General features: G+C 35.8%; 27 protein-coding genes. 23 read left to right on the top strand and 4 right to left on the bottom strand.

What is annotated here, in order from left to right; all coding sequences use genetic code 11:
* The first annotated feature begins 13 nt into the window (after positions 1 to 13).
* The 10 genes from ACX9TM_RS03340 to ACX9TM_RS03385 all read left to right on the top strand — a co-directional run bounded on the left by ACX9TM_RS03340 (position 14) and on the right by ACX9TM_RS03385 (position 9,153).
* The gene (locus ACX9TM_RS03340; protein ID WP_000387160.1) at positions 14 to 1,474 is read left to right on the top strand and encodes an alanine/glycine:cation symporter family protein; all 1,461 of its coding nucleotides are present in this window, start codon (positions 14 to 16) and stop codon (positions 1,472 to 1,474) included.
* Positions 1,475 to 1,608: 134 nt separating this feature from the next.
* Positions 1,609 to 2,337: an amino acid ABC transporter ATP-binding protein gene (locus ACX9TM_RS03345; RefSeq protein WP_016125464.1), complete on the top strand. Its 729-nt coding sequence runs from the start codon at positions 1,609 to 1,611 to the stop codon at positions 2,335 to 2,337.
* 12 nt (positions 2,338 to 2,349) lie between these two features.
* Entirely contained in the window at positions 2,350 to 3,180 is an 831-nt protein-coding gene (gene glnH / locus ACX9TM_RS03350; protein ID WP_065381811.1) for a glutamine ABC transporter substrate-binding protein GlnH, read from the top strand.
* Between the two features lie 62 nt (positions 3,181 to 3,242).
* Positions 3,243 to 3,899 (top strand): amino acid ABC transporter permease, encoded by a 657-nt coding sequence (locus ACX9TM_RS03355; protein WP_001112671.1) that lies wholly within the window; start codon positions 3,243 to 3,245, stop codon positions 3,897 to 3,899.
* Positions 3,900 to 4,544, top strand: coding sequence for an amino acid ABC transporter permease (locus ACX9TM_RS03360; RefSeq protein ID WP_065211579.1), 645 nt, complete (start codon positions 3,900 to 3,902; stop codon positions 4,542 to 4,544).
* A gap of 203 nt (positions 4,545 to 4,747) precedes the next feature.
* Entirely contained in the window at positions 4,748 to 6,175 is a 1,428-nt protein-coding gene (locus ACX9TM_RS03365; protein WP_001187097.1) for an amino acid permease, read from the top strand.
* Positions 6,150 to 6,527: an OsmC family protein gene (locus ACX9TM_RS03370; RefSeq protein WP_000778831.1), complete on the top strand. Its 378-nt coding sequence runs from the start codon at positions 6,150 to 6,152 to the stop codon at positions 6,525 to 6,527. The genes ACX9TM_RS03365 and ACX9TM_RS03370 overlap by 26 nt, the downstream gene beginning before the upstream one ends.
* A gap of 36 nt (positions 6,528 to 6,563) precedes the next feature.
* Positions 6,564 to 7,025 carry an HIT family protein gene (locus ACX9TM_RS03375; protein WP_171287438.1) on the top strand — a complete coding sequence of 154 codons (462 nt, stop codon included), beginning with the start codon at positions 6,564 to 6,566 and terminating at the stop codon, positions 7,023 to 7,025.
* A 180-nt stretch (positions 7,026 to 7,205) separates the two neighbouring features.
* On the top strand, positions 7,206 to 7,763 hold the full coding sequence (locus ACX9TM_RS03380) for an RNA polymerase sigma factor (protein WP_000869257.1): 558 nt from the start codon (positions 7,206 to 7,208) through the stop codon (positions 7,761 to 7,763).
* Positions 7,729 to 9,153 carry a DUF4367 domain-containing protein gene (locus ACX9TM_RS03385; protein ID WP_000185137.1) on the top strand — a complete coding sequence of 475 codons (1,425 nt, stop codon included), beginning with the start codon at positions 7,729 to 7,731 and terminating at the stop codon, positions 9,151 to 9,153. The genes ACX9TM_RS03380 and ACX9TM_RS03385 overlap by 35 nt, the downstream gene beginning before the upstream one ends.
* Positions 9,154 to 9,182: 29 nt before the next feature.
* On the opposite strand, the gene ACX9TM_RS03390 is transcribed toward ACX9TM_RS03385, so the two are convergent.
* Positions 9,183 to 10,145, bottom strand: a complete 963-nt coding sequence (locus tag ACX9TM_RS03390) for a helix-turn-helix transcriptional regulator (protein ID WP_139256957.1) — start codon at positions 10,143 to 10,145, stop codon at positions 9,183 to 9,185.
* A gap of 95 nt (positions 10,146 to 10,240) precedes the next feature.
* Between ACX9TM_RS03390 and ACX9TM_RS03395 the strand changes: the two genes are divergently transcribed.
* Complete coding sequence (locus ACX9TM_RS03395; RefSeq protein WP_065381813.1) at positions 10,241 to 10,762, top strand: dihydrofolate reductase family protein; 522 nt, start codon at positions 10,241 to 10,243, stop codon at positions 10,760 to 10,762.
* Positions 10,763 to 10,775: 13 nt separating this feature from the next.
* Here the strand turns inward: ACX9TM_RS03395 and ACX9TM_RS03400 are convergent, their stop codons facing one another.
* Together ACX9TM_RS03400 and ACX9TM_RS03405 are read right to left on the bottom strand one after the other, a co-directional pair.
* Positions 10,776 to 12,167, bottom strand: a complete 1,392-nt coding sequence (locus ACX9TM_RS03400) for a sensor histidine kinase (protein ID WP_072770181.1) — start codon at positions 12,165 to 12,167, stop codon at positions 10,776 to 10,778.
* Between the two features lie 11 nt (positions 12,168 to 12,178).
* Positions 12,179 to 12,856: a response regulator transcription factor gene (locus ACX9TM_RS03405; protein ID WP_006918011.1), complete on the bottom strand. Its 678-nt coding sequence runs from the start codon at positions 12,854 to 12,856 to the stop codon at positions 12,179 to 12,181.
* A 175-nt stretch (positions 12,857 to 13,031) separates the two neighbouring features.
* Here ACX9TM_RS03405 and ACX9TM_RS03410 point away from each other — a divergent pair, with 175 nt between their 5' ends.
* From ACX9TM_RS03410 to ACX9TM_RS03435, 6 genes are all read left to right on the top strand, one after another.
* Positions 13,032 to 14,279 carry a cell wall-binding repeat-containing protein gene (locus ACX9TM_RS03410; protein ID WP_065382252.1) on the top strand — a complete coding sequence of 416 codons (1,248 nt, stop codon included), beginning with the start codon at positions 13,032 to 13,034 and terminating at the stop codon, positions 14,277 to 14,279.
* A gap of 133 nt (positions 14,280 to 14,412) precedes the next feature.
* Entirely contained in the window at positions 14,413 to 14,943 is a 531-nt protein-coding gene (locus ACX9TM_RS03415; RefSeq protein WP_065382253.1) for a DUF4352 domain-containing protein, read from the top strand.
* Between the two features lie 12 nt (positions 14,944 to 14,955).
* Positions 14,956 to 15,300, top strand: a complete 345-nt coding sequence (locus tag ACX9TM_RS03420) for a DUF4064 domain-containing protein (RefSeq protein ID WP_000831286.1) — start codon at positions 14,956 to 14,958, stop codon at positions 15,298 to 15,300.
* A 388-nt stretch (positions 15,301 to 15,688) separates the two neighbouring features.
* Positions 15,689 to 17,140 (top strand): SulP family inorganic anion transporter, encoded by a 1,452-nt coding sequence (locus ACX9TM_RS03425; RefSeq protein WP_065382254.1) that lies wholly within the window; start codon positions 15,689 to 15,691, stop codon positions 17,138 to 17,140.
* A gap of 65 nt (positions 17,141 to 17,205) precedes the next feature.
* On the top strand, positions 17,206 to 17,628 hold the full coding sequence (locus ACX9TM_RS03430) for a universal stress protein (RefSeq protein WP_000277999.1): 423 nt from the start codon (positions 17,206 to 17,208) through the stop codon (positions 17,626 to 17,628).
* A 203-nt stretch (positions 17,629 to 17,831) separates the two neighbouring features.
* Positions 17,832 to 17,948, top strand: a complete 117-nt coding sequence (locus ACX9TM_RS03435) for a DUF4027 family protein (RefSeq protein ID WP_000834733.1) — start codon at positions 17,832 to 17,834, stop codon at positions 17,946 to 17,948.
* A gap of 118 nt (positions 17,949 to 18,066) precedes the next feature.
* Here ACX9TM_RS03435 and glpT read toward each other — a convergent pair whose 3' ends face one another.
* Entirely contained in the window at positions 18,067 to 19,416 is a 1,350-nt protein-coding gene (gene glpT, locus ACX9TM_RS03440; protein ID WP_000466385.1) for a glycerol-3-phosphate transporter, read from the bottom strand.
* 269 nt (positions 19,417 to 19,685) lie between these two features.
* On the opposite strand from glpT, the gene ACX9TM_RS03445 reads away from it, so the two are divergent.
* The 6 genes from ACX9TM_RS03445 to rbsA all read left to right on the top strand — a co-directional run bounded on the left by ACX9TM_RS03445 (position 19,686) and on the right by rbsA (position 25,691).
* Complete coding sequence (locus tag ACX9TM_RS03445) at positions 19,686 to 20,144, top strand: MarR family winged helix-turn-helix transcriptional regulator (RefSeq protein ID WP_001132365.1); 459 nt, start codon at positions 19,686 to 19,688, stop codon at positions 20,142 to 20,144.
* A 19-nt stretch (positions 20,145 to 20,163) separates the two neighbouring features.
* Positions 20,164 to 21,777, top strand: coding sequence for an MDR family MFS transporter (locus ACX9TM_RS03450; RefSeq protein ID WP_000437647.1), 1,614 nt, complete (start codon positions 20,164 to 20,166; stop codon positions 21,775 to 21,777).
* 137 nt (positions 21,778 to 21,914) lie between these two features.
* The gene (rbsR, locus tag ACX9TM_RS03455) at positions 21,915 to 22,886 is read left to right on the top strand and encodes a ribose operon transcriptional repressor RbsR (RefSeq protein WP_000104051.1); all 972 of its coding nucleotides are present in this window, start codon (positions 21,915 to 21,917) and stop codon (positions 22,884 to 22,886) included.
* 13 nt (positions 22,887 to 22,899) lie between these two features.
* Positions 22,900 to 23,796 carry a ribokinase gene (rbsK, locus tag ACX9TM_RS03460; RefSeq protein ID WP_065382255.1) on the top strand — a complete coding sequence of 299 codons (897 nt, stop codon included), beginning with the start codon at positions 22,900 to 22,902 and terminating at the stop codon, positions 23,794 to 23,796.
* Complete coding sequence (gene rbsD, locus ACX9TM_RS03465) at positions 23,793 to 24,188, top strand: D-ribose pyranase (RefSeq protein ID WP_000716152.1); 396 nt, start codon at positions 23,793 to 23,795, stop codon at positions 24,186 to 24,188. Before rbsK ends, rbsD begins: the two co-directional genes overlap by 4 nt.
* An 18-nt stretch (positions 24,189 to 24,206) precedes the next feature.
* The gene (gene rbsA, locus ACX9TM_RS03470) at positions 24,207 to 25,691 is read left to right on the top strand and encodes a ribose ABC transporter ATP-binding protein RbsA (RefSeq protein WP_000546778.1); all 1,485 of its coding nucleotides are present in this window, start codon (positions 24,207 to 24,209) and stop codon (positions 25,689 to 25,691) included.
* The last annotated feature ends 1 nt before the right edge of the window (position 25,692 follow it).

A 25,692-nucleotide genomic window follows, 5' to 3' on the forward strand; every position in this document is an offset into this window, starting at 1 on the left:
AGGAGGGGGAATGTTGGAAGCTTTCGTAAATTGGTTAAATAATATTGTTTGGAGTCCAGCACTTGTTTATTTATGTTTAGGAGTAGGTTTATATTTTTCTATTCGAACGAAGTTTTTACAAGTAAGACATGTAGGAGAAATGGTGAAGCTGACATTTCAAGGGGAAAAATCAGAAGCTGGTGTTTCTTCATTCCAAGCGTTAGCACTTTCGTTATCAGGACGTGTTGGAACAGGGAATATCGCTGGGGTAGCAACAGCGGTTGCATTCGGTGGACCAGGAGCTGTATTTTGGATGTGGGCAGTAGCCTTTTTAGGGGCAGGATCAGCTTATGTAGAATCAACACTCGCGCAAATATATAAGACGAAACATCAAGGGCAGTTTCGTGGTGGACCTGCTTATTACATCGAAAAAGGTCTAGGTGTGAAATGGTATGCTTTAGTATTCGTTGCAGCGACAATTCTTGCAACTGGGCTTTTATTACCGGGCGTGCAAGCAAATAGTATTGCTGTAAGTTTAGAAACGGCTTTTGGTATTAATACTACCGTATCAGGGGCTATATTAGTTGTCGTATTAGCTCTTATCATTTTCGGTGGAGTAAAGCGAATTGTTAACGTAGCGCAAGTTGTCGTACCGTTTATGGCAATAGGCTATATTTTAGTAGCTTGCGTCATTGTTGCTATGAATATTGAAAAATTGCCAGAAGCATTTATGTTAATTATAAGAAGTGCATTTGCATTAGAAGCTGCTTTCGGTGGTATTATCGGTTTAGCAATCTCTTGGGGGGTAAAACGTGGTATTTATTCCAATGAAGCAGGACAAGGGACTGGACCACACGCAGCAGCTGCAGCCGAAGTATCACATCCAGCTAAGCAAGGGTTAGTACAAGCATTTTCCGTTTACATTGATACATTATTTGTTTGTTCAGCAACAGCATTTATGATGATTATTACAGGCATGTATAACGTATTTGATGCAAGCGGAAAAAATTTTATCGTTAATAAACTAAACGGCGCTCAGCCAGGACCAGGATATACACAGGCGGCGGTAGAATCTGTTTTCCCTGGATTTGGAAATGGTTTCGTTGCAATCTCGTTATTATTCTTCGCGTTTACAACAATTATGGCGTATTACTACATTGCAGAAACGAATATCGCGTACTTAAATCGTGATAAAGACCGTCCTTGGATGTCTATGGTATTAAAATTTGTATTTTTAGGAGCTGTATTCTACGGTTGTATAAAAACAGCAGCAACGGCTTGGGCTTTAGGCGACATTGGGGTAGGAATTATGGCATGGGTAAATATCATTGCGATTTTATTGTTACAAAAACCTGCATTAGTCGCATTAAAGGATTATGAAAAACAGAAAAAAGAAGGAAAAGATCCAGTATTCGATCCAGGGCCATTAGGAATTAAAAATGCTGATTTTTGGGAGCATGAATACGGGAAAGATAAGAAAGAAGAAGTATCTTAATCGAATAAAAATGAAGAAGCAAAGGGGAAACCCTTTGCTTTTTTTATGGACAAATTGAAGCTAAAAGTTATTTTTGGGACTATTTTTGAATATAAAAAGAATGTACATGCATTGTTAGGGGAAGGGGGAGTATGTTGATAGAATTTCGTAATGTAAATAAATATTATGGTAACTTTCAAGTTTTGAAAAATATTAATGTGCAAGTGAAAAAAGGTGAAGTAGTAGTTGTTGTCGGGCCTTCAGGATCAGGAAAAAGTACATTGCTTCGATGTATAAATCAATTAGAGGCAATTACAGATGGAGAATTAATTGTACAAAATACAGAGGTACACAATAAAAAAACGGACATGAATGACTTGCGGCGAAATATTGGAATGGTCTTTCAACATTTTTATTTATATCCACATAAAACTGTTCTTCAAAATATTACACTAGCACCTATTAAAGTAAATAAAATTTCAAAAGAGGAAGCTGAGAAAACGGCGATGTTTTATTTAGAGAAAGTAGGAATCCCTGAAAAGGCCAGTGTATATCCACATCAATTATCTGGTGGACAACAGCAACGGGTGGCAATTGCTAGAGGACTTGCGATGCAGCCGGAAATTATGCTATTCGATGAGCCTACGTCTGCTCTTGATCCAGAGATGATCGGGGAAGTACTTGATGTTATGAAAACGCTAGCTAAAGAAGGGATGACGATGGTCGTTGTCACGCATGAAATGGGATTTGCTAGAGAGGTAGCAGATAGGATCTTATTTATGGATGATGGCCAAATTATTGAAGATACAACACCGGCGAACTTTTTTGCAAACCCTGAACAAGAAAGAGCCCGTTTATTTTTAAGTCGGGTACTAAATCATTAGAGGAGGAATTTCATGCTTAAAATGAAAAAGTTATTTACTTTAATCGTATTTTCATGTTTATTCGTGCTTGTTGTTGCTGGATGCGGAAGTAAAAAAGATGAGGCGAAAGAAACGAATACGAAGCAAGGCGGGGCCGTTGAGCAAATTAAGAAGCGCGGGAAACTAGTAGTTGGGGTGAAGAATGATACGAACTTATTTGGATTGAAAAACCCTTCCACAGGGCAGGTAGAAGGATTTGATGTTGATGTTGCAAAGGCGCTTGCCAAAAAAATTCTCGGAGATGAAAAGAAGCTAGAGCTGAAAGAAGTAACGTCTAAAACGCGTATTCCACTACTGAAAAATGGTGACATTGATGCAATTATCGCAACAATGACAATTACGGAAGAACGTAAAAAAGAGGTCGATTTTTCAGATGTATATTTTAAAGCAGGGCAATCGTTACTCGTGAAAAAAGGGAGCGAAATTAAAAGTATTGATGATGTGAAAAAGGGTGTGAAGGTGTTAGCCGTAAAAGGTTCAACATCGACAAATAATATTCGTCAAAAGTCACCGGAAGCGACTGTATTAGAATTTGAAAATTACAGTGAGGCATTTACAGCGTTAAAGGCAGGTAAAGGTGATGTGTTAACGACAGATAATGCGATCCTTTACGGAATGGCAAAACAAGATTCTAATTATGAAGTAGTAGGAAAAATTTTCACAGATGAACCGTATGGAATTGCAGTGCAAAAAGGGGCAGATGATTTAACGAAAGAGATTAATACTTTAATTAAAGACATGAAAGCAAGCGGGGAGTATGACAAATTATATGAGAAGTGGATTGGACAAAAACCAGAAAAGTAGATAGTAAAAGTGAGAGGATGAGAGTACTCATCCTCTTCTTGTAAAGAAAGAGGGGAGAATATGTGCCTGATTTTTCTATATTAACGAATAACATTGATATGTATTTAGAAGGGTTTAAATATACAGTTATGTCTAGTGTAATTGCATTGATAGGTAGTTTTATTTTAGGAGTAATTTTGGCAGTAATGCGTATTGCACCTATTCGCATTTTAAATTGGATAGGATCAGCTTTTGTGGAGTTTGTAAGAAATATTCCACTTGTATTAATTGCATTTATATTCTATTTTGCTTTACCTGTAATAGGAATTACTTTAAATGGTTTTGTAGCAGGAACAGTTACGCTTACGGTATATACGGCAGCTTTTATTGCAGAAGTAATTCGCGCTGGTATTTTATCCGTTGCAAAAGGTCAAATGGAAGCAGCACGTTCCTCAGGATTAACGTATGTACAGGGAATGTATTATATTGTTTTACCCCAGGCGATGAAAATCGTAATCCCTCCTTTAGGAAATCAATTTCTCAATTTAGTAAAAAACTCTTCCATACTCGGAATTATCGCTGGTATGGATTTAATGTATCAAGGAGATTTAATTTCAACGAAGACATTTGTTACGTTCGATGTCTATATATTTGTCGGAATGTTTTATTTAATATTAACAATTCCGCTCAGTATGCTAGTGCGTTATTTAGAAAAACGCTTAGCAAAGGAGGCGGTGTAAATGGATTTCAAGGGAGCAATTACAGGAGATCATATTCTATTTTTATTAAAAGGATTACTTATAACATTAGAGGTAGCGCTCATAGCAATTGTACTTAGTTTTATTATTGGAAGTGTAATCGGTATATTGCGCTACACGAAAATACCTTTCGTCTCACAAGTATTAGGAGTTATAGTTGAAGTGATTCGAAACTTACCACTACTGTTAATTATATTTTTCACGTATTTTGCACTTCCAGAAGCAGGCTTGAAATTAGAAATTATAACAGCTGCAATTGTTGCTTTAACAATATTTGAGGCAGCAATGATATCTGAAATTGTTAGAAGTGGTCTATTGTCTATTGAAAAAGGGCAGGTTGAAGCGGCAAGATCTTCGGGATTAACGTATGTTCAAGCGCTTTGGCATATTATTTTGCCACAAGCATTAAGGAGAATGGTTCCGCCGCTTGTCAGTCAATTTATTTCATTGCTGAAGGATACGTCGCTAGCGGTTGTTATATCACTCCCTGAGCTTATGCATAATGCTCAAATTATTAGCGGACAAAATGTGAATTACATGATTCCGACGTTTATAGTAGTAGCTTGTATGTACTTTATCGTAAATTATAGTTTATCAATTTTATCGAGAAGATTAGAACTCCGTTGACTCTTACAATATATGTAAGGGTTTTTTCCTTGTTTCTCCTTATTTTCCTCTAAATAGAATCTAAATCTTGCAATAATTCGATTTTTATATTGTTTTATCAGAAAAGTTTTAATTTTATATAGAAAATGTAATCGCTTTCGTGTATATTTTTATTATCAGAAAATTTTAACAGGATATAGGGGTATGGTAGGGGGAGGATTTAGATGCAGCAACCAACGAATGAGAAATTACATCGTACGATGAAGAGTAGACATTTATTTATGATCGCACTTGGTGGTGTAATCGGAACTGGTTTCTTCTTAGGTTCAGGTTACACCATTAATCAGGCTGGACCAGGGGGAGCCATCCTTTCATATTTAGTAGGCGGATTTATTATGTATTTAACAATGCTTTGTCTTGGAGAGTTAACGGTAGCGATGCCGGTTTCAGGATCTTTCCAAAAGTATGCGACGAAGTTTATTGGACCAGGAACGGGCTTTATGATTGGCTGGTTATACTGGCTCGGCTGGGCAGTAACAGTGGGTCTAGAATTAACGTCAATCGGTTTAATGATGAAAAGATGGTTTCCAAATGTTGATGTTTGGGTATGGTGCCTTGTATTCGGCGTTATTTTATATGCTTCAAACGCAATTTCGGCGAAAAGTTATGCTGAATTAGAATTTTGGTTCTCTAGTATTAAAGTAATTACAATTCTTGCATTTGTTGTGCTTGGTGGTAGTGCATTATTAGGATTTATATCATATGACGGAAAAGAAGCAGCACCTCTTTTCTCTAACTTTGTAAGCGATGGTGGACTTTTCCCGAATGGACTAGCTGCCGTATTACTTACAATGATTACAGTTAACTTCTCGTTCCAAGGAACAGAGTTAATCGGAATTGCAGCGGGAGAAAGTGAAAATCCAGAAAAAACAATTCCACGTGCGATTCGTAATACAGTATGGCGCATTATGTTATTCTTCATTTTAACAATGACGATTTTAGTAGGATTAATTTCTTGGAAAGAAGCAGGCGTAATTGAAAGTCCATTCGTAGTCGTATTTGATAAAATTGGTATTCCATACGCAGCTGATATTATGAACTTCGTTATTATTACTGCGTTATTATCTGTAGCGAACTCTGGATTATATGCAGCGACGCGTATACTATGGTCACTTGCAAATGAGGGAATGGCACCAACTTCCTTCCAGAAAGTAAATAAGCGTGGTATTCCAATTACAGCGCTAGTCGTAACGATTGCGGTAGCTGGATTATCTCTATTCACAAGTTTCCTTGCAGAAGATACAGTATACATGTATTTATTATCGATAGCTGGTTTATCGGCTGTTTCAAGTTGGATCATTATTGCTCTATCGCAACTTCGCTTTAGAAGTCAGTATATAAAAGGCGGAGGAAAGTTAGAGGACTTAAAGTATAGAACACCACTATACCCAATTGTCCCGATTTTAGCCTTAATTACAAATAGCATTGTTGTTATTAGTTTAGCGTTTATTCCTGAACAAAGAATGGCGTTATACTGTGGTATTCCATTTATCATTTTCTGCTATATATATTATTATATTAGTAAGAAACGGCAGAAACCGATGAAAGTGGAGATGGAAAAAACAAATGAAACTAACAATCAAACACGATGATATAGAAGCAGATTTATCGTATGGTCAATTAGCGATTGGAAAAGAAAACGGGTATTCACCGTTACAATTACTCATTTCTTCTATCGCAGGATGTAGTGCAATTGTCTTTCGAACAATTTTAGAAAAGAAACGTATTACATATGATACGTTTACAATCGAAACTGAAATTGGTAGAAGTGAAGCTTTATCGAAGCCAGTTGAAAGTGTTCATTTGCACTATAAAATTAAAGCAGAAAACATTACAGAAGAGCAGCTGGACAAGGCGCTGCAACTTGCAGTGAAAAATTGTACGATTGTTCAATCTGTAAAAGATAGTATAAAGGTTACGGAAACAATTGAACTAATAAAATGAAACATAAAAACGTGAGAATACGGCTCTCACGTTTTTATGTTTTTAATAAAGGGAGAAAGTATGATGGAATGTTTAGGTTGTAAATTAGCAAATGAAGAGGAAAAAATATATAAAATATATGAAGATGACTATGTAACATGTTTTTTAGATCATGAACCTTTCTATACAGGACATACTTTAATTGTGCCAAAGCAACATGTTGTAGAAGTAGACGAATTAGATGATGTTGTAGCAAAATCCATTATGGATGCTTCTAAGCTGATTGCAAAAGCGATTAAGGTATTATATAAACCTGACGGAATTACGATTTGTCAAAATGGTGGAATCTTTAATGAACTTACGCACTATCATATGCATGTTGTACCGAGATATAAAGAGCGTTCATTTGCTGAGTTTTATACGGTACAATCGGGAGAAAAGAAGAATCATAATTTGGAAGAAATAAAGACGTTGTTAAAAGAAGAGATAGAGCAAGTGTTGCTGACTGAAAAGGCATAAGAGGAATGTTCTTTATGAAACAGTCAGGAAAATTCGAATAAACAAAAGCCCGATTTCTTAGTTAAAATAGAGAAATTGGGCTTTTGTTTATTCTATTATTAAATTTTATCTATAAAAAGATTTTGCAGTGTCACAAAGTTACAGTGCTCATTCGTTATATAGAGTGAGAGGAGGAATTATATGAAAGTTACAAACAAAGATTATGAAAAGATGGAAGAGCTATATGAGTTGTATGAACAAAAAATTTATTATGTAGCTTATTCTATTTTAAATAATATTCAACAGGCTGAAGATGCGGTTCAAGAGACGTTTATTACTCTTTATAAGAACTTGGAAAAGCTCCATAGCTTGAGCACTGAAGAGCTTAAACGCTATATTTTGAGGGTCGCGAAAAACAAGGCGATTGATAGTTACCGGAAAAATAAACGACATGAAACATTTTTAGAAGAATATGAAAGAGAATCAATAGAAGCAGTAGATGAAAATATTGAAGAGTGGGAAAAACGTAAAATGTCTGAGGTTCAAATTGATACATTGCTAAAAGAGTTAAATGAATCTAACAGACAGGTGTTTAAGTACAAAGTCTTCTATAACTTAACGTATCAAGAAATTTCAAGTGTAATGGGGATTACGGAGGCTAATGTCCGCAAGCAGTTTGAACGCGCTCGAAAACGAGTCCAAAATATGATAGGAGGTATACAACATGACGAATTCAAAGAACTCCAAAGAAATATATGAACTTGCTGAAAAAATTGCTTTAGATGATTTTGATAAATCCGAAGAACAACATGAATTTTCACATACATATACGCGCAAAAAGAAATTGTTTATGGAAGAAATGAAGCTGAGAGGCGAGCGACCACAGAAAAAGCGTAAAAGACATCGTATGTTAATCGCTGCTGCCTGTTTATTAATTGGTATGCCAACAACTGTTTTTGGTGCAGTGAAAGTCTATAATATGATTGTTCAAAAACAAAATTACGAAGTAAATGTTTCCTTAACAAATAAGGATTCGAAAAAGAGTAATCAGTGGTATAAGTTGAAGATTGGTAAATTGCCAGAAAATATGGAAGCAATTGATGATAGTGCTATGAAATATTCATTTAAAGATAACGACGCAATGGGCGGGTTTTCATTTGTTCTTTCGAGAGTGGGAGAAAATGCGGATTTTCAAACTTTATATTCAAAAAGTTATGAAGAAAAAGAGATAAATGGCAGGAAAGCAGTAATTGTCCATAAAGAAACTGGAAACAACAACGTAATGTTTGACAGAAAGGTCTTTCTCTTTTTTGAGAAAGAAGGGATTATGTTAGAAAGTTATATTGGATCCGATGTAAACGAAGAACAAATGATAGATGTGTTAGGGAGTATTTCACTTGAGCCTACGTCAAAAGAAAAGGCATCATATATAGCAGATTATGATGAAAATCGCTTTACCAAAGCAGCTGAACCGAAAGAAAATAAGGTGATTCCATTGAAAAAAGATAGTAAACGACTATTTCATATAGGACAAAAGGTTCCAGTAACGATATCTATGGATAACAGCCAAATTGAATATGTGATAGAAAAAGTTGAAGTCTTTGATTCAATTAAAGATTTTAAACAAGAGAATTTTAATGAACTTGGCCTAGAGATATTAAGCAAGAATAAGGCTTTAGATCAGATGGGAAAATTACTATCGTACAGACGAGATGAATATAAATTAGGGAATGGTAAAGATTCAATTGATACATTAGTAGATTCGAAATTAGTTAATGTTAAATTTGTCTATTTAACAACAACAGTGAAAAATATTGGTAAAAAGTCGACAGAAGAAATCTATATGCATCCATCCATAAAACAGCTTAAATTTGAAGGGAATGCATGGAACTACGCTAAAGAAGAGGGAATGGACGCAACGCGTATTATGACGGGTGAAGTTGATTACTTGGAACCTCACGGAGACGGGAAAAGCTTTTATAATATTGGCAGTATCACACCAGGACAAACGGTGAAGGTTAACTTAGGTTATTTTGTAGATGAGGATAAACTAGATTCAATCTTTTTGGATGCTTTCCATTACAGAGGGAATGGTGGCACTGAAAATATGAATGCGGAATATCGTTGGTGGATTGATATTCGTCAATAGTAACAAAGAGACTAAAAAGCTGCTTACATCTAGCAGCTTTTTTCGTCTTCATACATATGTAAAATTTCTTTCGCACGTATACGTAAACTATCTATCAATTCTTTCGGTTCTAACACTTTTGCATCTTTTCCAAGTCTATAAAATAAAGGAGTAATAAAGTTAATCTCACCTTTATCAATTGTTGAGTGTATATATCCTGTCCCATCCTCGTTTACTATAACGAATTCCTCAAGATAAGGAACGCTTTTACATTGGCGTACGCCTTCTGTTGTCAGTAAAACATGTAACTGAGTAGGGATGTGTACTACGTTAGAGTTAGAGGCAAACCACTCTTCTAAATTCATGAATGTATCCTCATTTTCTTCCGTTGATAATATGGAAAGAATACGATCGATGCGATACAGTAATACTTTTTTTCTACCGAAGTCATAGGACGGTAAGTACCATAACCCGTCGTGAGCATATACACCAATCGGATGAACATGTTTTGTTTTTATCCCTGATTTAGATTCGTATTGAAAGTGTAAATTTTTATTTTCAATAGCCGCTGTTAACACTTCGTTTAAAAGTGGGGTCTCAATTGTTCTCTTCGGATTCCAAAAGGCGATATAAGAACGTATTTTATCAACTTTCACTTTCGCATCATGTTGTAGGGAGCTATACAGTTTATGTGTAACGGAATTGATTTCTGTGTTAAAAGGTAAGTCGCGATAGTAACTTAAAGATTGAAAAGCAAAAAAGATAGAGACTGCTTCTTCTTCCGTAAATAAAATAGGCGGAATTACTCTATTCGTTAATACTTTATAGCCGCCGTTACGACCTTGTTCTGCGTAAATGGGCAACCCCATATCACTTAAATCTAAAATGTATCTATGGACAGTACGAACGGAGATATTAAATTCATCAGCTATTTCTTGCGCTGTAAATGTCTTTTTGGCAGAAGCAAATATAAGAATATCTAATAAGCGTTTAGCTTTTGACAAATGTATCACCTTTTCTTTTTAACGTGACATAAATTGTCATGTTTTATTGTTAGTATATTGTTTACATCATATGTTATCAAGATGAGATACAAGGAGGAAAAGATATGTCACGTGAAATAGTTTTATTTATTGCGGCGAGCTTAGATGGATATATTGCGAAAGAAAATGATGATTTAGAGTGGTTAATGGAAACGGAAGGAGAGGGAGATAACGGTTATACAGAAATGTACGAAACGATTGATACAATAATTATGGGAAAGAAAACGTACGATTATGTAGTAGAGCATACGGAAACATTCCCGTACTTAGATAAAGCATGTTATGTTTTTTCTCGTTCAGAAAAAGGTTCAGACGGAAACATGGAATTTGTAAATGAAGATGTAGTGGAGTTTACAAAAAGGTTAAAAGCACAAGAAGGGTCTAAAATATGGATGGTTGGTGGAGGAGAGCTACTGAGAGAATTCTTTAAGAATAATCTAATTGATGAATATGTTGTTACGATTACACCGCATATATTAGGTTCTGGAGTTCCGTTATTTCAAGACAAGAACCCAGAAATTAATTTAACTTTGATGGATACGAAACGTTTTGGGCAATTTGTAAATTTATATTATAAAGTAAAGTGATAAAAAAACACGACTATTGATGATAGTCGTGTTTTTTTATGGATGGTAATGAAATTATAAAGCAAGACCCGTAATCGACTTCGCTCGTTACAGTAATATTTCCGCCGTGTAGTTCTACAATTTCTTTTACGATAGATAGCCCTAAACCAGTTCCGCCTGTAGATCGTGTTCTTGCTTTATCGACACGGTAAAAGCGGTCAAAAATGTGAGGGAGGTCTTCAGGTGGAATACCTTCGCCTTCATCTTCAATTGTAATGGAGATACGTTTATGTTCTTCTGTAATAGAAATGTTTATATTAGAATGTTCTTTTGAATGTCTATAAGCGTTATTTAAAATGTTTACTATAACTTGTTCAAATCGCTGTTCATCTAAGTTTACTAGCAGTGTAGGAGGACAAGAGAAAGAAACTTTAATATATCTTTCTTTATACATGGCGTTTACTTTTTCAGCTATGCGAGTAAAGAAGGTGTGTAAATGCACTTCCTTTACTTGAATAGAAAAGTTATGTTGTTCCATTTGTGCAAGTGAAAATAAATCTTGAACTAAGTTCGTAATGTAATCAGACTCGTCTTTTATAATTGATAAATATCGCAAACGTTGTTCAGGAGGGGTACTTTCTTTTAAAGCAATGTCAGCATAACCTCTTACGTATGTTAATGGTGTTCGTAATTCGTGAGCAACACTTGCTAGAAATTCACTTCGCTCTGTTTTCATATAATGCAAATCATTTGCGAGCGTTTGAATAGATGATGCCAGTTCACCAATTTCATCATTACGAGTAGTCGTTAACGAAACGGACAAATCGCCTTTACTCATTTTTTCAGTTGCATGTTTCATGTGTAACAATGGTTTTGTTAATAAACGTGATAATAGGAAAATTGTGATGACTGTGAGTAGAAATGTGATGGCACCAGCAATAATGAATTGTTTTGTTAATCCATTAACTAACTTTTCAATTGATTCTGTTCCAAGAAACATGTACACATAGCCTTCATGTTTTCCATCTACTACAATGGGGCTAACTGTACATATATAATTAGATGTTTTCCAATGATTTTCTATAATCGCTCCATTATGGTCTGTTCGAGTTTGCATTTTACTAATATGATCGTTTATAGTCGTGTTTATTTCGTTAGATTTAGCTAGTATTTCTTTATTTGCATTTGTAATAACGACAGTTGTTTCAGCTTCAGATTCCATTAATGCTACGTGAGAGATGGTTTGCTCATCGTAATATTTTTCAAGTACATCTCGATGACTATTTCCTCGCTTTAATAAAGCTGTCATTTCTTCATTTACTCTAGTGTTTACAAGACTATAATAGAGCAAAATAAAGAGAACACTTTCAATTAAAAGTGTAACAATTAAAAAATAAAATCCGAATTGAATTGAAATTCGTTTCATCGTTTTGCCCCTTACTGTTCAGTATCAATCCATCGATAACCTATTCCATACACGGTTTTTAAATGATGATCAATAGGGAAATTTGCTTTTCGCAATTTATCACGTAAATTACGAATATGTGAATCGACTGTGCGATCTTCTGTATTTGTGTTTAACCCCCAAATTCGTTCGATGAGCTGATCACGGTTTAATACGTAGTTCACATGGCGTAAAAATAATCCGAGTAAAGAAAATTCAATTGGTGTGAGAAGGAGTTCTTCATTATGGACAGAAACGAAGTGTTTTGTTTCATCCCATACAATACCGTGATATTGGATTTGTTTATGTTCATTTGTACGTCTTAAAACGGCTTCAATTCTTGCGAAAAGTTCTTCTTCATGGAAAGGTTTCGTTACGTAATCATCGGCTCCAATTTTTAATCCTTGAACGACATCTACTGTTTGATCACGAGCTGTAACCATAATAATAGGAATGTTACTAAAAGATCGGATTTTTTTGCACGTTTCCCATCCGTCCATCTTTGGCATCATAATATCGAGTAAAACAAATTTAAAGTTTCGATTTTCTATATGTAAAATAGCTTCTTCTCCTGAAGTCGCACATACGCAGTTATATCCAATTGGTGTAAGATAAAGCGTTAATAATTCAAGCATTCTCGGTTCATCGTCTACGAGCAGTATATCAATCATAGAGAGCCCCCCATATTTATAATCGTTACTTAAAGTGTAATGCAAAATCATGAAGAAATGGTGCAGATTATGATGTGTCTGCATAATTTCTTCAGAATTGCTTGTTATTGTGGAGTTGAAATTACATTTTAGGTAATCATATTGGCTCAAAAATGATTAATACGGAGGCGGTATAGTGAAAAAAATGACCCGAATTTTTGGGATAACAATAATTACAGTAGTTGGTCTTGCTGCATGCGGACAAACGAATACAGACCATAAAAACCATGAATCTACAAAAGAGAAGAAAACAGAGCAAAAGGAAATGAAAATGAATCAGGAGGTAACGGCGCCAAAAGAAATGAACCAAGGTGCATCTAATGATTTATTAACGACAAGTTTAAAAAATGTAACGAGATTAAACACAAACGACCCTTTGCAAATGGCAGTATTAACTTCACAAACGATATGGCCAGCAACTCATAAGGAGAACCAGCCAGGTGCTGTTATTTTAGTACCAGCAAGCGAGTGGCAATTAGGTATTGCGAGTGCAGACCTTATTCATCATCCGAATAACGGGCCGATTTTATTTATAGAAAAAGAAAAGATACCGGAAATGACGTTAAAAGAAATAAAACGATTAAATCCAATCGGAACGAAAGATGGAACACAAATTATGGTGATGGGGGATGTAGGTACTAGCGCGCTTGAGCAATTAAAAGGTTATAAAGTAAAACAAATAAAAGAAACAGATCCAGCTATATTTGCGAAGGATGTTGATAAGGAGTATGCCGATATAACAGGAAGCTACCCAAATAGTGTTATTATTGGTTCGTCTGAAGAAGAAGGACGTTTATATACAACACCAGCTGTAAACTGGATTTCTCATATGCCAGAACCGCTTTTATATACAGAAAAAGATAAGGTGCCAGAAGCGACAATAGAGGCATTAAAAATGAGAAAAGATAAAGCAAATATATATGTATTAGGGCCAGAAAAAATTGTTTCAAAAGAAGTAGAAAAAGAGCTAAGCAAATACGGGAAAGTAACGCGTATTAGTGGAGAGACCCCTACAGAAAACTCGATTGCGTTCGCTAAGTTTAAAGATGAAAAAACAAAATTTGGCTGGGGATTCACAAAACCTGGTCACGGTTTATCATTTGTTTCAAGCAAAACACCAGATTTAGCAGTTGCTGGGGCACCTTTTTCACATATGGGTAAACACGCACCTGCTGTATTATTAGAAGAAGGTAAAGCTTCACAACCAGTGTATGACTTCCTTGCAAGCATTCAGCCGAAGTTTAAAGATGATCCAACACTTGGACCATATAATCACGGTTTCTTATTAGGAAGTACGAGTGATATTTCATTTGAAACACAAGGAATACTAGATGAGAGGTTAGAAATTGTTCAGGAAAGTGGTCAAGGACACGGTGGACATTAATGAAATGAGAAAAGATGCTACTGATATAGCGTCTTTTTTTATTTTCCTCGACAAAATATGACAAAAAAGTTGTAACTGTTTCTGTTATGATAGTTTCGAAAATCTTACATTTTACATAATCGGAGGAAAAAGAATGTATAAAAAATTGGGTACTATTGCTTTAACAGGTGCACTTGCTTTTAGTTTATCTGCTTGTGGTGAAACTGAAGTTAAAGAAGTGAGTAAAAACGATGCTCCTAAACAGGTTGAAAAGAAAGATAAAAAGGAAAAAGCTGAAAGCAAGATTTATAAAATTGGAGATACTGTAGAAGTTAATGGTCTACAACTTACTTTCAGTTCAGCTAAATTCGTTGAGCCTAACGAATACGTAAAAGCTGAAAAAGGGAAAGTACTAGAAATCGCTTTTAACGCTAAAAATAATGGCAAAAAAGATATATATTTTGGAACTTCTGAATTAAAAATTGCTGATACTAACGGCAACCAATTCAAAGAGTACTTTGGTGGGGAAAATACGTTTATAAATGAAAATATTGCGCCAGGTAACCAAATTACAAACAAAATGTTATTTGATGTACCAGAAGGCGATAAGTTTGTTGGTACATTTAAACCTACATTTACATTTGACGAGAAATCAGTGAAATTTGAATTTGAAGTTGCTAAATAAGGAGAGATTGAAATGAAAAGAACAGCTGAATTTGTATTAGGTCTTATTGGAGGTATTTTTGGTATTATTTGTGCATTTGTTGCTTTATTGATCGGCGGTATGGGAGCTGCTTTTGAAGCTGATGGAGCAAATACTGTTATTGGTTTAGGTTGGGGAGCTGTGGCTCTATCAATCTTAGGAATTGTTGGATCTGTTATGGTAAGAAGTAAAGCGAAGGTTGGCGGTATTATGATGACTGTGGCTGCTATCGGTGGATTTATTTGTATTTCTATAATTTACTTATTACCAGGCGTATTACTATTAATCGGTGGGTTAATGGGTATATTCCGTAAGGATAAAGCAACTGTATCTGCATAAAATGAGCACTCGAAAGAGTGCTCTTACTATTTTCATTAAATTAGTATAAACTCCTCTAACCCTAAACTATCCAAACTAAACCTCATATATGAAGTGGAAATATCTATAGAACTTTAAATGAACTAAATTACATGTGCATTTTTCATCCATCCAAACAAAGTTTTCTTCATTTGACATACTGTAGAATCCGAAATCATTGTACGTTAAATCAACAATAGGTGATAGTATATTTAAAGTTTCCTAAAAAAGAAGCTACGAAGGTAATATCATTTTTAGGAAACTTTTACATAGCAAAAAATCTTCTACTCGTTATATAATAGCTTTCGTGCAGTCGGCTAGATTTTCTTATGGAGAAAATCAAATTATAAAGGAGTAGAGGAGTGATATTTTGTTTCAAACGATAAAAAATGACTGGTTTTCTAATGTGAAAGGGGACGTGTTATCAGGAATTGTCGTTGCTTTAGCGTTAATCCCTGAAGCGATAGCCTTCTCTGTTATTGCAGGCGTGGATCCGACAGTTGGACTATACGCAGCCTTTTGTATTGCAGTTACCATTTCATTTGTTGGCGGAAGAACTGGAATGATTTCAGCTGCAACAGGTGCAATGGCATTATTAATGGTAACGCTTGTTAAAGATCATGGTTTGCAATATTTATTTGCTACAACAATATTAACAGGTATTGTCCAGATTATTTTTGGCGTGTTCAAACTGAGCTCATTTATGAAGTTTGTTCCGAAATCTGTTATGAGTGGTTTTTTAAATTCACTTGGAATTTTAGTTTTTACAGCGCAATTGCCACATTTTAAAAATGCAACTTGGCAAATGTATGCACTCGTTGTATTAGGACTTGCAATTATATATTTATTTCCACGTATTACAACGGCTGTACCTTCTACGCTTATTTCAATTATTATTGTGACGAGTATTGCACTTATGAGCGGATTACAGTTGAAAACAGTAGGAGATATGGGAAGCCTGCCGAAAGAATTACCGTTCTTTAGTATTCCTGACGTGCCTTTTACACTTGAGACATTAGGGATTATTTTACCTTATGCAGTTATGCTTGCAATTATCGGTTTACTAGAATCATTATTAACAGCTTCAGTTTTAGATGATATGACGCATACGGAAAGTAATAAGCATAAAGAGGCACGTGGACAAGGGATCGCAAACATTGTTGCTGGTTTCTTCGGAGGAATGGCAGGTTGTGCAATGATCGGTCAATCTGTTATTAATATTAAATCAGGTGGACGAGGTCGCCTATCAACATTTGTAGCGGGCGGATTTTTAATCGTATTACTATTCGTTTTAGGAGATTATGTCGTTCATATTCCGATGGCAGCTTTAGTTGCAGTTATGATTATGGTTTCAATCGGAACGTTTGATTGGAACTCTGTAGCAACGATTCATAAAGTGCCAAAAGGGAACGCATTCGTCATGATCGTAACAGTCGTGGTCGTTCTTATCACTCATAATTTGGGATTAGGTGTAATTATCGGAACAGTAATTAGTGCGGTTTTATTTGTATTCAATATGGCAAAGATTCACGTGAAACATTTATATATTGAAAATAAGAAAATATACGAAATTCACGGTCAACTCTTCTTTGCATCTACAGCAGATTTTATAAATGCTTTTTCATTGGATGAAGATATAAAAGAAATCGAAATGAACTTTACTCATGCGCACGTATGGGATGATTCGGCAGTGGCATCAATTGATAAAGTTATTATGAAATATGAACAAAGTGGCGTGAAAGTAAGTATAACAGGATTAAATGAACGTAGCTCAAAACTTGTTGCAAATTTAGCTACTTATAATAAAAGAATTGCTAGTTAAAAGCCTCCTTTTTAGGGGGCTTTATTATATAATACGAGTAGGATAACGAAAAGGGGATTCAGCATATGTACAAACAAATTATATTAGCATGTGACGGTTCTGAACATGCACTTCGAGCAGCGGAACATGCAACATATATTGCAAAATGTAGCGAAGAAACAAATGTTGAAGTTGTGTACGTAGTAGATAATAGAACGGCAAAATCAGATATTATACAAGGTCAAACAGATTTAGAAACAATATCAGCTAGTCGAAAAGATAAATTAAAAGAGATTGAAGGTTTATTAAAGAAAGAGAACATTTCTTATACAATTACGATATTACATGGTGATCCTGGAGATACAATTGTTCAATATGTGAATACAGGAGATATAGATCTTGTCATTGCTGGAAGTAGAGGGCTCAATACACTGCAAGAAATGGTGCTGGGAAGTGTAAGTCATAAAATAGCAAAGCGTGTGAAATGTCCAGTGATGATTGTAAAATGAAATAGAATGTAACGAAGACCTTAGTATAACTGAGGTCTTTTTTTATGTATAAATGACTCTTATTTGTGGAAATACTAGATATATAAGTTGAAAAGATGTTAACTTACAAATTTGTAAGTTAGTTGTTAGAGAAATCGATGTTATGAAATTTTTCCCATTGGTAAAATAAAAGTATCAAAGGGGAGATAGGGAGGATGGAAGTAATGAAATCATTTCAAAATTTGTCATATAGCCAAGGTGTCAGTCTTATTTGTTTAGGGGGATTTGCTGCATCTGTTACGTTAGCCGTTTTAATAAAGGTGTTTCATCAAATCTTTTAATCTTATAGTAGGGAAGGAATGGGTTGTTATCATTAGTAGGAACAGCAATGAAAATAAAAAATAGCTCTTAGCATGTATGTAAATGCTAAGAGCTATTTTTATGCTTGTTATATATTATTTAAGCTTGTTTTGATTTTACTGACCCTGTATTTAAAGTAAGAGCAAGGAAGAACATTGCAAGTACGCAAGATGCAAGTAATAAGATGAATCCGCCATCCCATCCGAATGCATCTACGATAAAGCCCATAGCTGCACTAGCGAAAGCTGCTCCGCCTAAGTAACCGAAGAATCCAGTTAAGCCTGCTGCAGTTCCAGCAGCTTTCTTTGGTGCTAAATCTAGAGCGTGTAGACCAATTAACATAACCGGTCCGTAAATTAAAAATCCAATTGCGACAAGTGCGATACTATCAACCATTGGATTACCAGGAGGGTTTAACCAGTAAACAAGAACTGCGATAAATACACCAACCATAAATAGAATACCAGCAGGTGCACGACGTCCTTTAAATAGTTTATCACTCATCCATCCGCAAAGAAGTGTACCTGGAATACCAGCCCATTCATATAGAGCGTAAGCAGTACGTGAGCTACTATGAGTAAAGCTTTTTTCTTCTACTAAATAAGTAGGAGCCCAGTCTACAACGCCGTAACGTACGAAATATACGAAAACGTTCGCAATAGCGATGTACCATAAAAACTTATTGTTTAATACGTATTTAAATAAAATTTCCTTTACTGAAAGTTCGCGTTCGCGATCTTTTACTTTTTCATCTGGTGGATATTCCCCAGTATGTTCTTCAATAGAAGGTAGTCCACAAGATTGAGGTGTATCTTTCATCGTAATTAATACATAAATACCAACTAAAATTGAAAGAATACCTGGGAAGTAAAAAATACTTTTCCAGTCATCTGCGAAGAAGTATAAGCCTAATGTTACAAGGGAAGGCATAAGCGCTCCGCCAACATTATGAGCGACGTTCCAAATAGACATTTTTGTACCACGTTCGCTAATAGAGAACCAGTGAACCATCGTACGACCACAAGGAGGCCATCCCATACCTTGTACCCATCCATTTAAAAACTGAAGTACAAACATAAGTATAATGCTCGTTGTAATGAAAGAAAATGAGCCGAAAATAATATTAATGATACCTGATAAAAATAGCCCAGCTGCTAAAAAGTAGCGAGGATTACAACGATCGGATACGATACCCATAAGAAATTTACTTAATCCGTAAGCAATAGAAACTGCTGAAAGGATAACCCCAAGTTCCCCTTTACTAAAGCCTTGCTCGATTAAGTATGGCATTGCTAGTGAAAAGTTTTTTCGAACAAAGTAGTAGCCTGCATAACCGATGAAGATACCTAAGAATACTTGTAAACGTAATTTACGGTATTCGCTATCAACGCGATCAGCTGGTAAGCGTTCCGCGTGGGGCGCAGGTTTAAATAATTGTGTGAAAAACATAAAATGAAAATCCTCCCCTAATTAATTCGAAGCGTTTTAAGACAGAGAATATAAAAAGGCCATGAAATATAAAAAAGTTTCCTTTTTTATGATTCATAGCCGTGTACTCCGTTTCTCCGTGACTGTCAATATTAACTTCGTCGAAAATTATACAACTTTGTGACAAAAATGTAAACGTTTTTATGAATAAAAGTATTGACGGATTTTGTTCGCGGGATTAATATTTAAATACGTTAAATATTTTATTGTTTAAATAAGAGGTGGATAACATGCCAAATGATATGACGCATATCGATAAAATTCAAGCTCTTGCCTTTTCGATTGGAAAGAAAATGCAGACGGAGTTATTAGAACAAATGCAAGCAACAGGACTTACACCACCGCAGTTTTATATTTTAAAGATTTTAGATCATTATGGGGCTTCAAGAGCGACAACATTAGCAAAAAAGATGTATGTGAAGCCTAGCGCAATTACAGTGATGATTGATCGTCTAATCGATCAAGAACTTGTAGAACGCTATCACGACAAAGATGACCGTCGTGTTGTCATCATCGAGTTAACGAAAAAGGGGAAAGCTAGAGTAGAAGAGGCAATGACAGCTCGCAACGAGCATATTGCAAAATACTTTTCACATTTAGAGTTGCAAGAAAGAGAAGATTTATTACGTCTCTTTGAGAAGTTAGAAACCATTATTTGCGGGACACAAGAGAAAAAAGAGAATAACTAAGAGGAATTGAGGAGATTACATGGAGCAACAAGAAAATCAAAATAGAAAGTTGTTGTTAATCGGTTTAGTAATCGCGATGCTATTTGCTGCATTAGATGGAACAATTGTTGGTACAGCAATGCCACGTATCGTCGGTGACCTAGGCGGATTAAGTTTAATGACATGGTTAACGACAGCTTATATGTTAACATCAACGACAGTTGTACCAATTGCAGGTAAATTAGCGGATTTACTTGGTCGTCGTAACGTATATATAACAGGGCTAGTTATTTTCATGATTGGTTCGGCGTTATGTGGTATGGCGAATGGTATGACAGAATTAATTATTTTCCGTGGTATTCAAGGTCTTGGTGGCGGTATTATGATGCCAATGGCTATGATTATTATTGGAGATATGTTCACGGGAAAAGAACGTGCGAAATGGCAAGGTATTTTTGGTGCGTTATACGGTCTTGCTTCTGTAATTGGACCGCAAGTTGGTGGTTGGATTGTAGATGCAGTGAACTGGAGATGGGTATTCTACATTAACTTACCGGTTGGTATTTTAGCAACAATCTTTATTGCAATGGGATTAAAATCACATAAACAAACAGGACCAATTAAAATTGATATCGCTGGAATCTTTACGATGATTCTAGGTGTTGTAAGTTTATTACTTGCGCTAACGTTTGGCGGAAAAGATTATGCATGGGATTCTTGGCAAATTATCGGTTTATTCGCACTAGCTGTAATTGGTATCGTTAGCTTTGTTATTGTTGAAACGAAAGCTGAAGAGCCGATTTTACCAATGCATTTCTTTAAAAATCGCACATTTACAATACTGAATGCGATTGGATTCTTTATGAGTATTGGAATGTTCGGCGCGATTATGTTCGTACCATTCTTCATGCAAGGTATTGTAGGAGTAAGTGCTGCTGAATCAGGAACAATTATGACTCCAATGATGATTACAATGATTGTAATGAGTATTATCGGTGGGCAACTTGTATTAAAAGTTGGTGTAAAACCACAAATTATCGCAGGTATGCTTATTATGGCCGGTGGTTTTTGGTTATTAACAACGATGGATATGCACACAACGAAGCTTACAGCTACTTCTTATATGATGGTTATCGGTTTAGGAATGGGTCTTGTAATGCCGACATTAACATTAGCGTTACAAGAAAGCTTCCCGAAAAAAGACCTTGGTGTCGTAACGTCATCAAGTCAGTTCTTCCGTCAAATTGGTGGAACATTTGGTATTACAATTTTAGGATCAATTATGAATAACACTTCAGGTACAACGTTAACAAATAAATTAGTACCTGTATTAGATACATTCCCGAAAGAAGCGGGACAAATGGTAACGAAATTTAAAGATATGATTCACACAGATCCACAAGGTTTATATTCGATGCTATTTAGCCCAGAGGCATTAAAACAAATGCCAGAAGCGTTTGCTAACAGCATTGTACCTATTTTGAAAAACTCTTTAGTAGACTCGCTTCATACTGTATTCTTAACAGGATTAGTATTTATCGTAGTAGGTGCCATCTTTACGATTTTCTTACAAAAAATTAAACTATCAGATCGTAAAAAAGATGCTGAAGAGCCTGCTGTTGAAGAAAAAGAAAAAACTGTATCATACTCGTAATGAAGAAGCATCGCCTTATGGCGGTGCTTTTTTGAGTATAACCTTAAAAGCTTTTTAGTGAGAAATGATTGACGTATTTTTAGAAATACGTTATATTATTTTCTGTAAACGGTTACATGAAATGAGGAGAAAAGAGAATGAGTACGATTAAAGACGTTGCGAAATTAGCGGGAGTATCTGTTGCGACCGTTTCCAGAGTTCTAAATAAAAATGGATATGTTCATGAAGATACATTAAAAAAGGTAGAGCGTGCAATAGAGATGTTAGATTATAAGCCTAGTACAGTAGCGCGTTCACTGTATAATAAAAAGTCTCGTTTAATTGGCTTAGTTGTTCCGAATATCGTGAATCCGTTCTTTCCAGAAGTTGCACGTGCCGTAGAAGATGTAGCACATAAACAAGGTTACACAGTTGTTCTTTGTAACTCTGATGAAAGTTTAGAAAAAGAGAAACAATACATTGATGTACTTAGACAAAATAATGTAGATGGATTTATTGTAGCAACGAATCCACAAAATAGTGTTAATTACATGAATTTATCTGTTCCGGTTGTTGCGATTGACCGTATGTTTAATGAGCGTATTCCTACTGTATATGCAGATAACTATGCAGGAAGTCAGGCTGCGACAAAGTTGTTACTAGATAAAGGATGTAAACATATTGCACATATTCGCGGACCACGTGATGTGAGTACTGCAAATGAACGTTTTGAAGGTTTTGTAGACGTTATTACGCAAAATAATCTTTCGTATATGATTGCGGAGAGTACGTTTGAGCCAGCAAATAGTGAGCGTGTAGCGATGGAATTATTAGAAGAATACCCGCATATTGATGGTATTGTTGCTGGGAATGATTTAATTGCGATTGGTATTGTAAAGGCTGCACTTCAAAAGGGGATTGCCATTCCAGATGATTTACAAATTATCGGATTTGATGGCATTTCTTTAACGGAAATGATGTATCCATCTATTACAACAGTTGCACAACCGATATATGAAATGGGGAAAATTGCAACAGAGTTGTTGTTAGAGCAAATGGAAGGAAATACATTAGAAGAGAAACACTATCGTTTGCCAATTGAAATTATAGAACGAAATACAACGAAGTAAGGAGATGAAACAGATGCCAAATATTGCAGTAGTAGGAAGCATTTCAATGGACTTAGTGGCTGTTTCAAAAAAACGGCCGAAAGCAGGAGAAACAGTAATTGGTGAAGCGTTTCATACAATCCCAGGAGGGAAAGGGGCAAACCAAGCAGTTGCTGCAGCTAGGTTAGGAGCAAATGTAGCAATGGTTGGAGCGGTAGGAAATGATGATTATGGAACAGTAGTTAGAAAAAATTTAGAGAACGAACGCATTTTTATCGATTATGTGGTACCGGTTACAGATAGAACGACAGGAATTGCTCATATCGTTTTAGCAGAAGAAGATAACAGTATTGTTGTCGTACAAGGGGCAAATGCTCTTGTAAATAAGTCAGTTGTAGATCGCTCCAAAGACCTTCTTGTAAAAGCGGATATGGTTGTTCTTCAACTAGAAATTCCACTTGAAACAGTAAAATATGTATTGGCTATTTGTGAGGAACATAATATTCCTGTTATGTTGAATCCAGCGCCAGCACAAGTTTTATCAGAAGAAATTTTAGAAAAAGCAACTTATATTACGCCAAATGAACATGAGTGCCGCATCGTATTAGATGATTTTACATCACCAATTGAAGATTTATTGGCGAAGTATCCAAATAAATTATTGATGACAGAAGGTTCTAACGGTGTTCGTTTCCATAATGGAACAGAGATTGTACATGTTCCTAGCATTGCTGTTGATGTAGTGGATACAACTGGAGCTGGTGATACATTTAATGGTGCGTTAGCAGTTGCACTTTCTGAAGGGAAGACACTTCAAAAAGCAATTCGTTTCGCGAATATTGCCGGTGGTCTTTCTGTAACGAAACTTGGGGCACAGGGCGGTATGCCAACGAGAGATCGAGTGCGTGAAGTGCAGGTGATTGTTGGATGAAAAAGCATGGTGTATTAAACAGTGAAATCGCGGCAGTCCTTGCTTCACTTGGGCATACAGATACGGTTGTAATTGCTGATTGCGGTTTACCAATTCCTGACGGAGTAAAACGAATTGATTTAGCTGTTGAGATTGGAAAACCGAGTTTTTTAGAGGTGTTACAAGTTGTAGCTGATGATATGGCAATCGAAAAAGTGACGTTAGCAGAAGAAGTCATTATAAATAATGCGGAAGTAAATAAAGAGATCGAACGGAAATTAATAGAGCCAGCATTTGAGTATGTATCTCATGAACAATTTAAAGAGCATACAAAGAAAGCGAAGGCAATTATTCGTACAGGCGAGGCTACGCCTTATGCAAATGTAATTTTACATGCAGGCGTGATTTTTTAATAAAGGGAAGTGATGGGAATGCATATTGAAATGAAAAACATTTCAAAGGCGTTCAATGGCAATCCTGTTTTGAAGAATGCACAGTTTATGATTGAAACAGGAGAAGTCCATGCATTGATGGGGGAAAATGGAGCGGGTAAATCAACGCTCATGAAGATTTTAACAGGTGTATACAAAAAAGATGGTGGGACAATCAAGATTGATGGGCAAGAGCGCACCTTTAAAAATGCGAAAGAAGCTGAAGAGTACGGCATCGCATTTATACATCAAGAACTAAACATATTGCCGAATTTAACAGTAGCTGAAAATATGTTTCTCGGTAAAGAGTTAATGTATGGGAAAACAGGTATTTTACGCACTCGACAAATGAACGCGATTGCGCAGCAGCAACTAGCAGAGCTAGGGCTGCATGTAAGAGGCGCTATGTTAGCAGAGGAATTATCGGTTGGACAACAGCAAATTATCGAAATTGCGAAAGCATTAATGACAAACGCGAGCGTTATTATTATGGATGAACCTACTGCGGCACTGACGGATCGTGAAATCGAAACGCTCTTTACAGTAATCAATAAGTTACGTAAAGAAGGTGTTTCATTCGTGTACATTTCGCATCGTATGGAAGAGATTTTCTCAATATGTGATGCTATTACGATTTTGCGTGATGGAGAATACGTGGGAAAGAGATTAATTCCAGAAACATCATTTGATGAAGTAGTGAGTATGATGGTGGGGCGCAGCATTGGTGAACGTTACCCAGAGCGAAATAGTCAAATTGGTGATGTCATTTTTGAAATGCGTAATGGAACGAAGAAAGGGAAATTTGAAAATGTTTCGTTTCAAGTGAGGAAAGGTGAAATCCTTGGTGTAGCTGGTTTGATGGGGGCTGGTCGCACTGATATTATGAAAGCGATATTTGGTTATGAACCTTTAGACTCTGGACAAATTTTTATAAATGGACAAGAAGTAAAGATTGATAGTCCAATAGATGCAATTAGACAAAGAATTGCTTTCATTACAGAAGATAGAAAGTCTGAAGGATTAGTGTTAGATTTTTCAATTCGAGAAAATTTAGCTTTACCGAATTTAGAAAATCTTTCAAAGGGAAGTGTTCTAAGCAATGAGCTAGAACAACAGTTTACAGAGGATATGATGAAGCTTCTTAATGTGAAAGCATCTAGCGGAGAGCAGGCAGTGAAATCTCTTTCTGGTGGAAATCAGCAAAAGATTGTAATCGCAAAATGGCTAGGCATTCATCCGCAATTACTCATTTTAGATGAGCCAACAAGAGGTGTCGATGTTGGAGCGAAAAAAGAAATTTACTCTATTATGAATAAGCTTACAGAGCAAGGCGATGCCGTTATTATGGTATCATCTGAGCTTCCGGAAGTTTTAGGGATGAGTGATCGAGTTCTTGTTATTCATGAAGGAAAAGTCGGCGGAATTTTAGGGAAAGATGAGGCATCACAAGAGTCTATTATGGCACTAGCTACAGGGGGAGAGTAAG

Source organism: Bacillus sp. LH1 (assembly GCF_057924895.1).

Excerpts from the sequence above, each read along its gene's own strand:
- glnH (WP_065381811.1), top strand. The coding sequence starts at position 2,350 with ATGCTTAAAATGAAAAAGTTATTTACTTTAATCGTATTTTCATGTTTA.
- ACX9TM_RS03360 (WP_065211579.1), top strand. The coding sequence starts at position 3,900 with ATGGATTTCAAGGGAGCAATTACAGGAGATCATATTCTATTTTTATTA.
- ACX9TM_RS03365 (WP_001187097.1), top strand. The coding sequence starts at position 4,748 with ATGCAGCAACCAACGAATGAGAAATTACATCGTACGATGAAGAGTAGA.
- ACX9TM_RS03370 (WP_000778831.1), top strand. The coding sequence starts at position 6,150 with ATGAAACTAACAATCAAACACGATGATATAGAAGCAGATTTATCGTAT.
- ACX9TM_RS03375 (WP_171287438.1), top strand. The coding sequence starts at position 6,564 with ATGTTTTTAATAAAGGGAGAAAGTATGATGGAATGTTTAGGTTGTAAA.
- ACX9TM_RS03380 (WP_000869257.1), top strand. The coding sequence starts at position 7,206 with ATGAAAGTTACAAACAAAGATTATGAAAAGATGGAAGAGCTATATGAG.
- ACX9TM_RS03385 (WP_000185137.1), top strand. The coding sequence starts at position 7,729 with ATGACGAATTCAAAGAACTCCAAAGAAATATATGAACTTGCTGAAAAA.
- ACX9TM_RS03395 (WP_065381813.1), top strand. The coding sequence starts at position 10,241 with ATGTCACGTGAAATAGTTTTATTTATTGCGGCGAGCTTAGATGGATAT.
- ACX9TM_RS03400 (WP_072770181.1), bottom strand. The coding sequence starts at position 12,167 with ATGAAACGAATTTCAATTCAATTCGGATTTTATTTTTTAATTGTTACA.
- ACX9TM_RS03405 (WP_006918011.1), bottom strand. The coding sequence starts at position 12,856 with ATGATTGATATACTGCTCGTAGACGATGAACCGAGAATGCTTGAATTA.
- ACX9TM_RS03415 (WP_065382253.1), top strand. The coding sequence starts at position 14,413 with ATGTATAAAAAATTGGGTACTATTGCTTTAACAGGTGCACTTGCTTTT.
- ACX9TM_RS03420 (WP_000831286.1), top strand. The coding sequence starts at position 14,956 with ATGAAAAGAACAGCTGAATTTGTATTAGGTCTTATTGGAGGTATTTTT.
- ACX9TM_RS03430 (WP_000277999.1), top strand. The coding sequence starts at position 17,206 with ATGTACAAACAAATTATATTAGCATGTGACGGTTCTGAACATGCACTT.
- ACX9TM_RS03435 (WP_000834733.1), top strand. The coding sequence starts at position 17,832 with ATGAAATCATTTCAAAATTTGTCATATAGCCAAGGTGTCAGTCTTATT.
- glpT (WP_000466385.1), bottom strand. The coding sequence starts at position 19,416 with ATGTTTTTCACACAATTATTTAAACCTGCGCCCCACGCGGAACGCTTA.
- ACX9TM_RS03445 (WP_001132365.1), top strand. The coding sequence starts at position 19,686 with ATGCCAAATGATATGACGCATATCGATAAAATTCAAGCTCTTGCCTTT.
- ACX9TM_RS03450 (WP_000437647.1), top strand. The coding sequence starts at position 20,164 with ATGGAGCAACAAGAAAATCAAAATAGAAAGTTGTTGTTAATCGGTTTA.
- rbsR (WP_000104051.1), top strand. The coding sequence starts at position 21,915 with ATGAGTACGATTAAAGACGTTGCGAAATTAGCGGGAGTATCTGTTGCG.
- rbsK (WP_065382255.1), top strand. The coding sequence starts at position 22,900 with ATGCCAAATATTGCAGTAGTAGGAAGCATTTCAATGGACTTAGTGGCT.
- rbsD (WP_000716152.1), top strand. The coding sequence starts at position 23,793 with ATGAAAAAGCATGGTGTATTAAACAGTGAAATCGCGGCAGTCCTTGCT.
- rbsA (WP_000546778.1), top strand. The coding sequence starts at position 24,207 with ATGCATATTGAAATGAAAAACATTTCAAAGGCGTTCAATGGCAATCCT.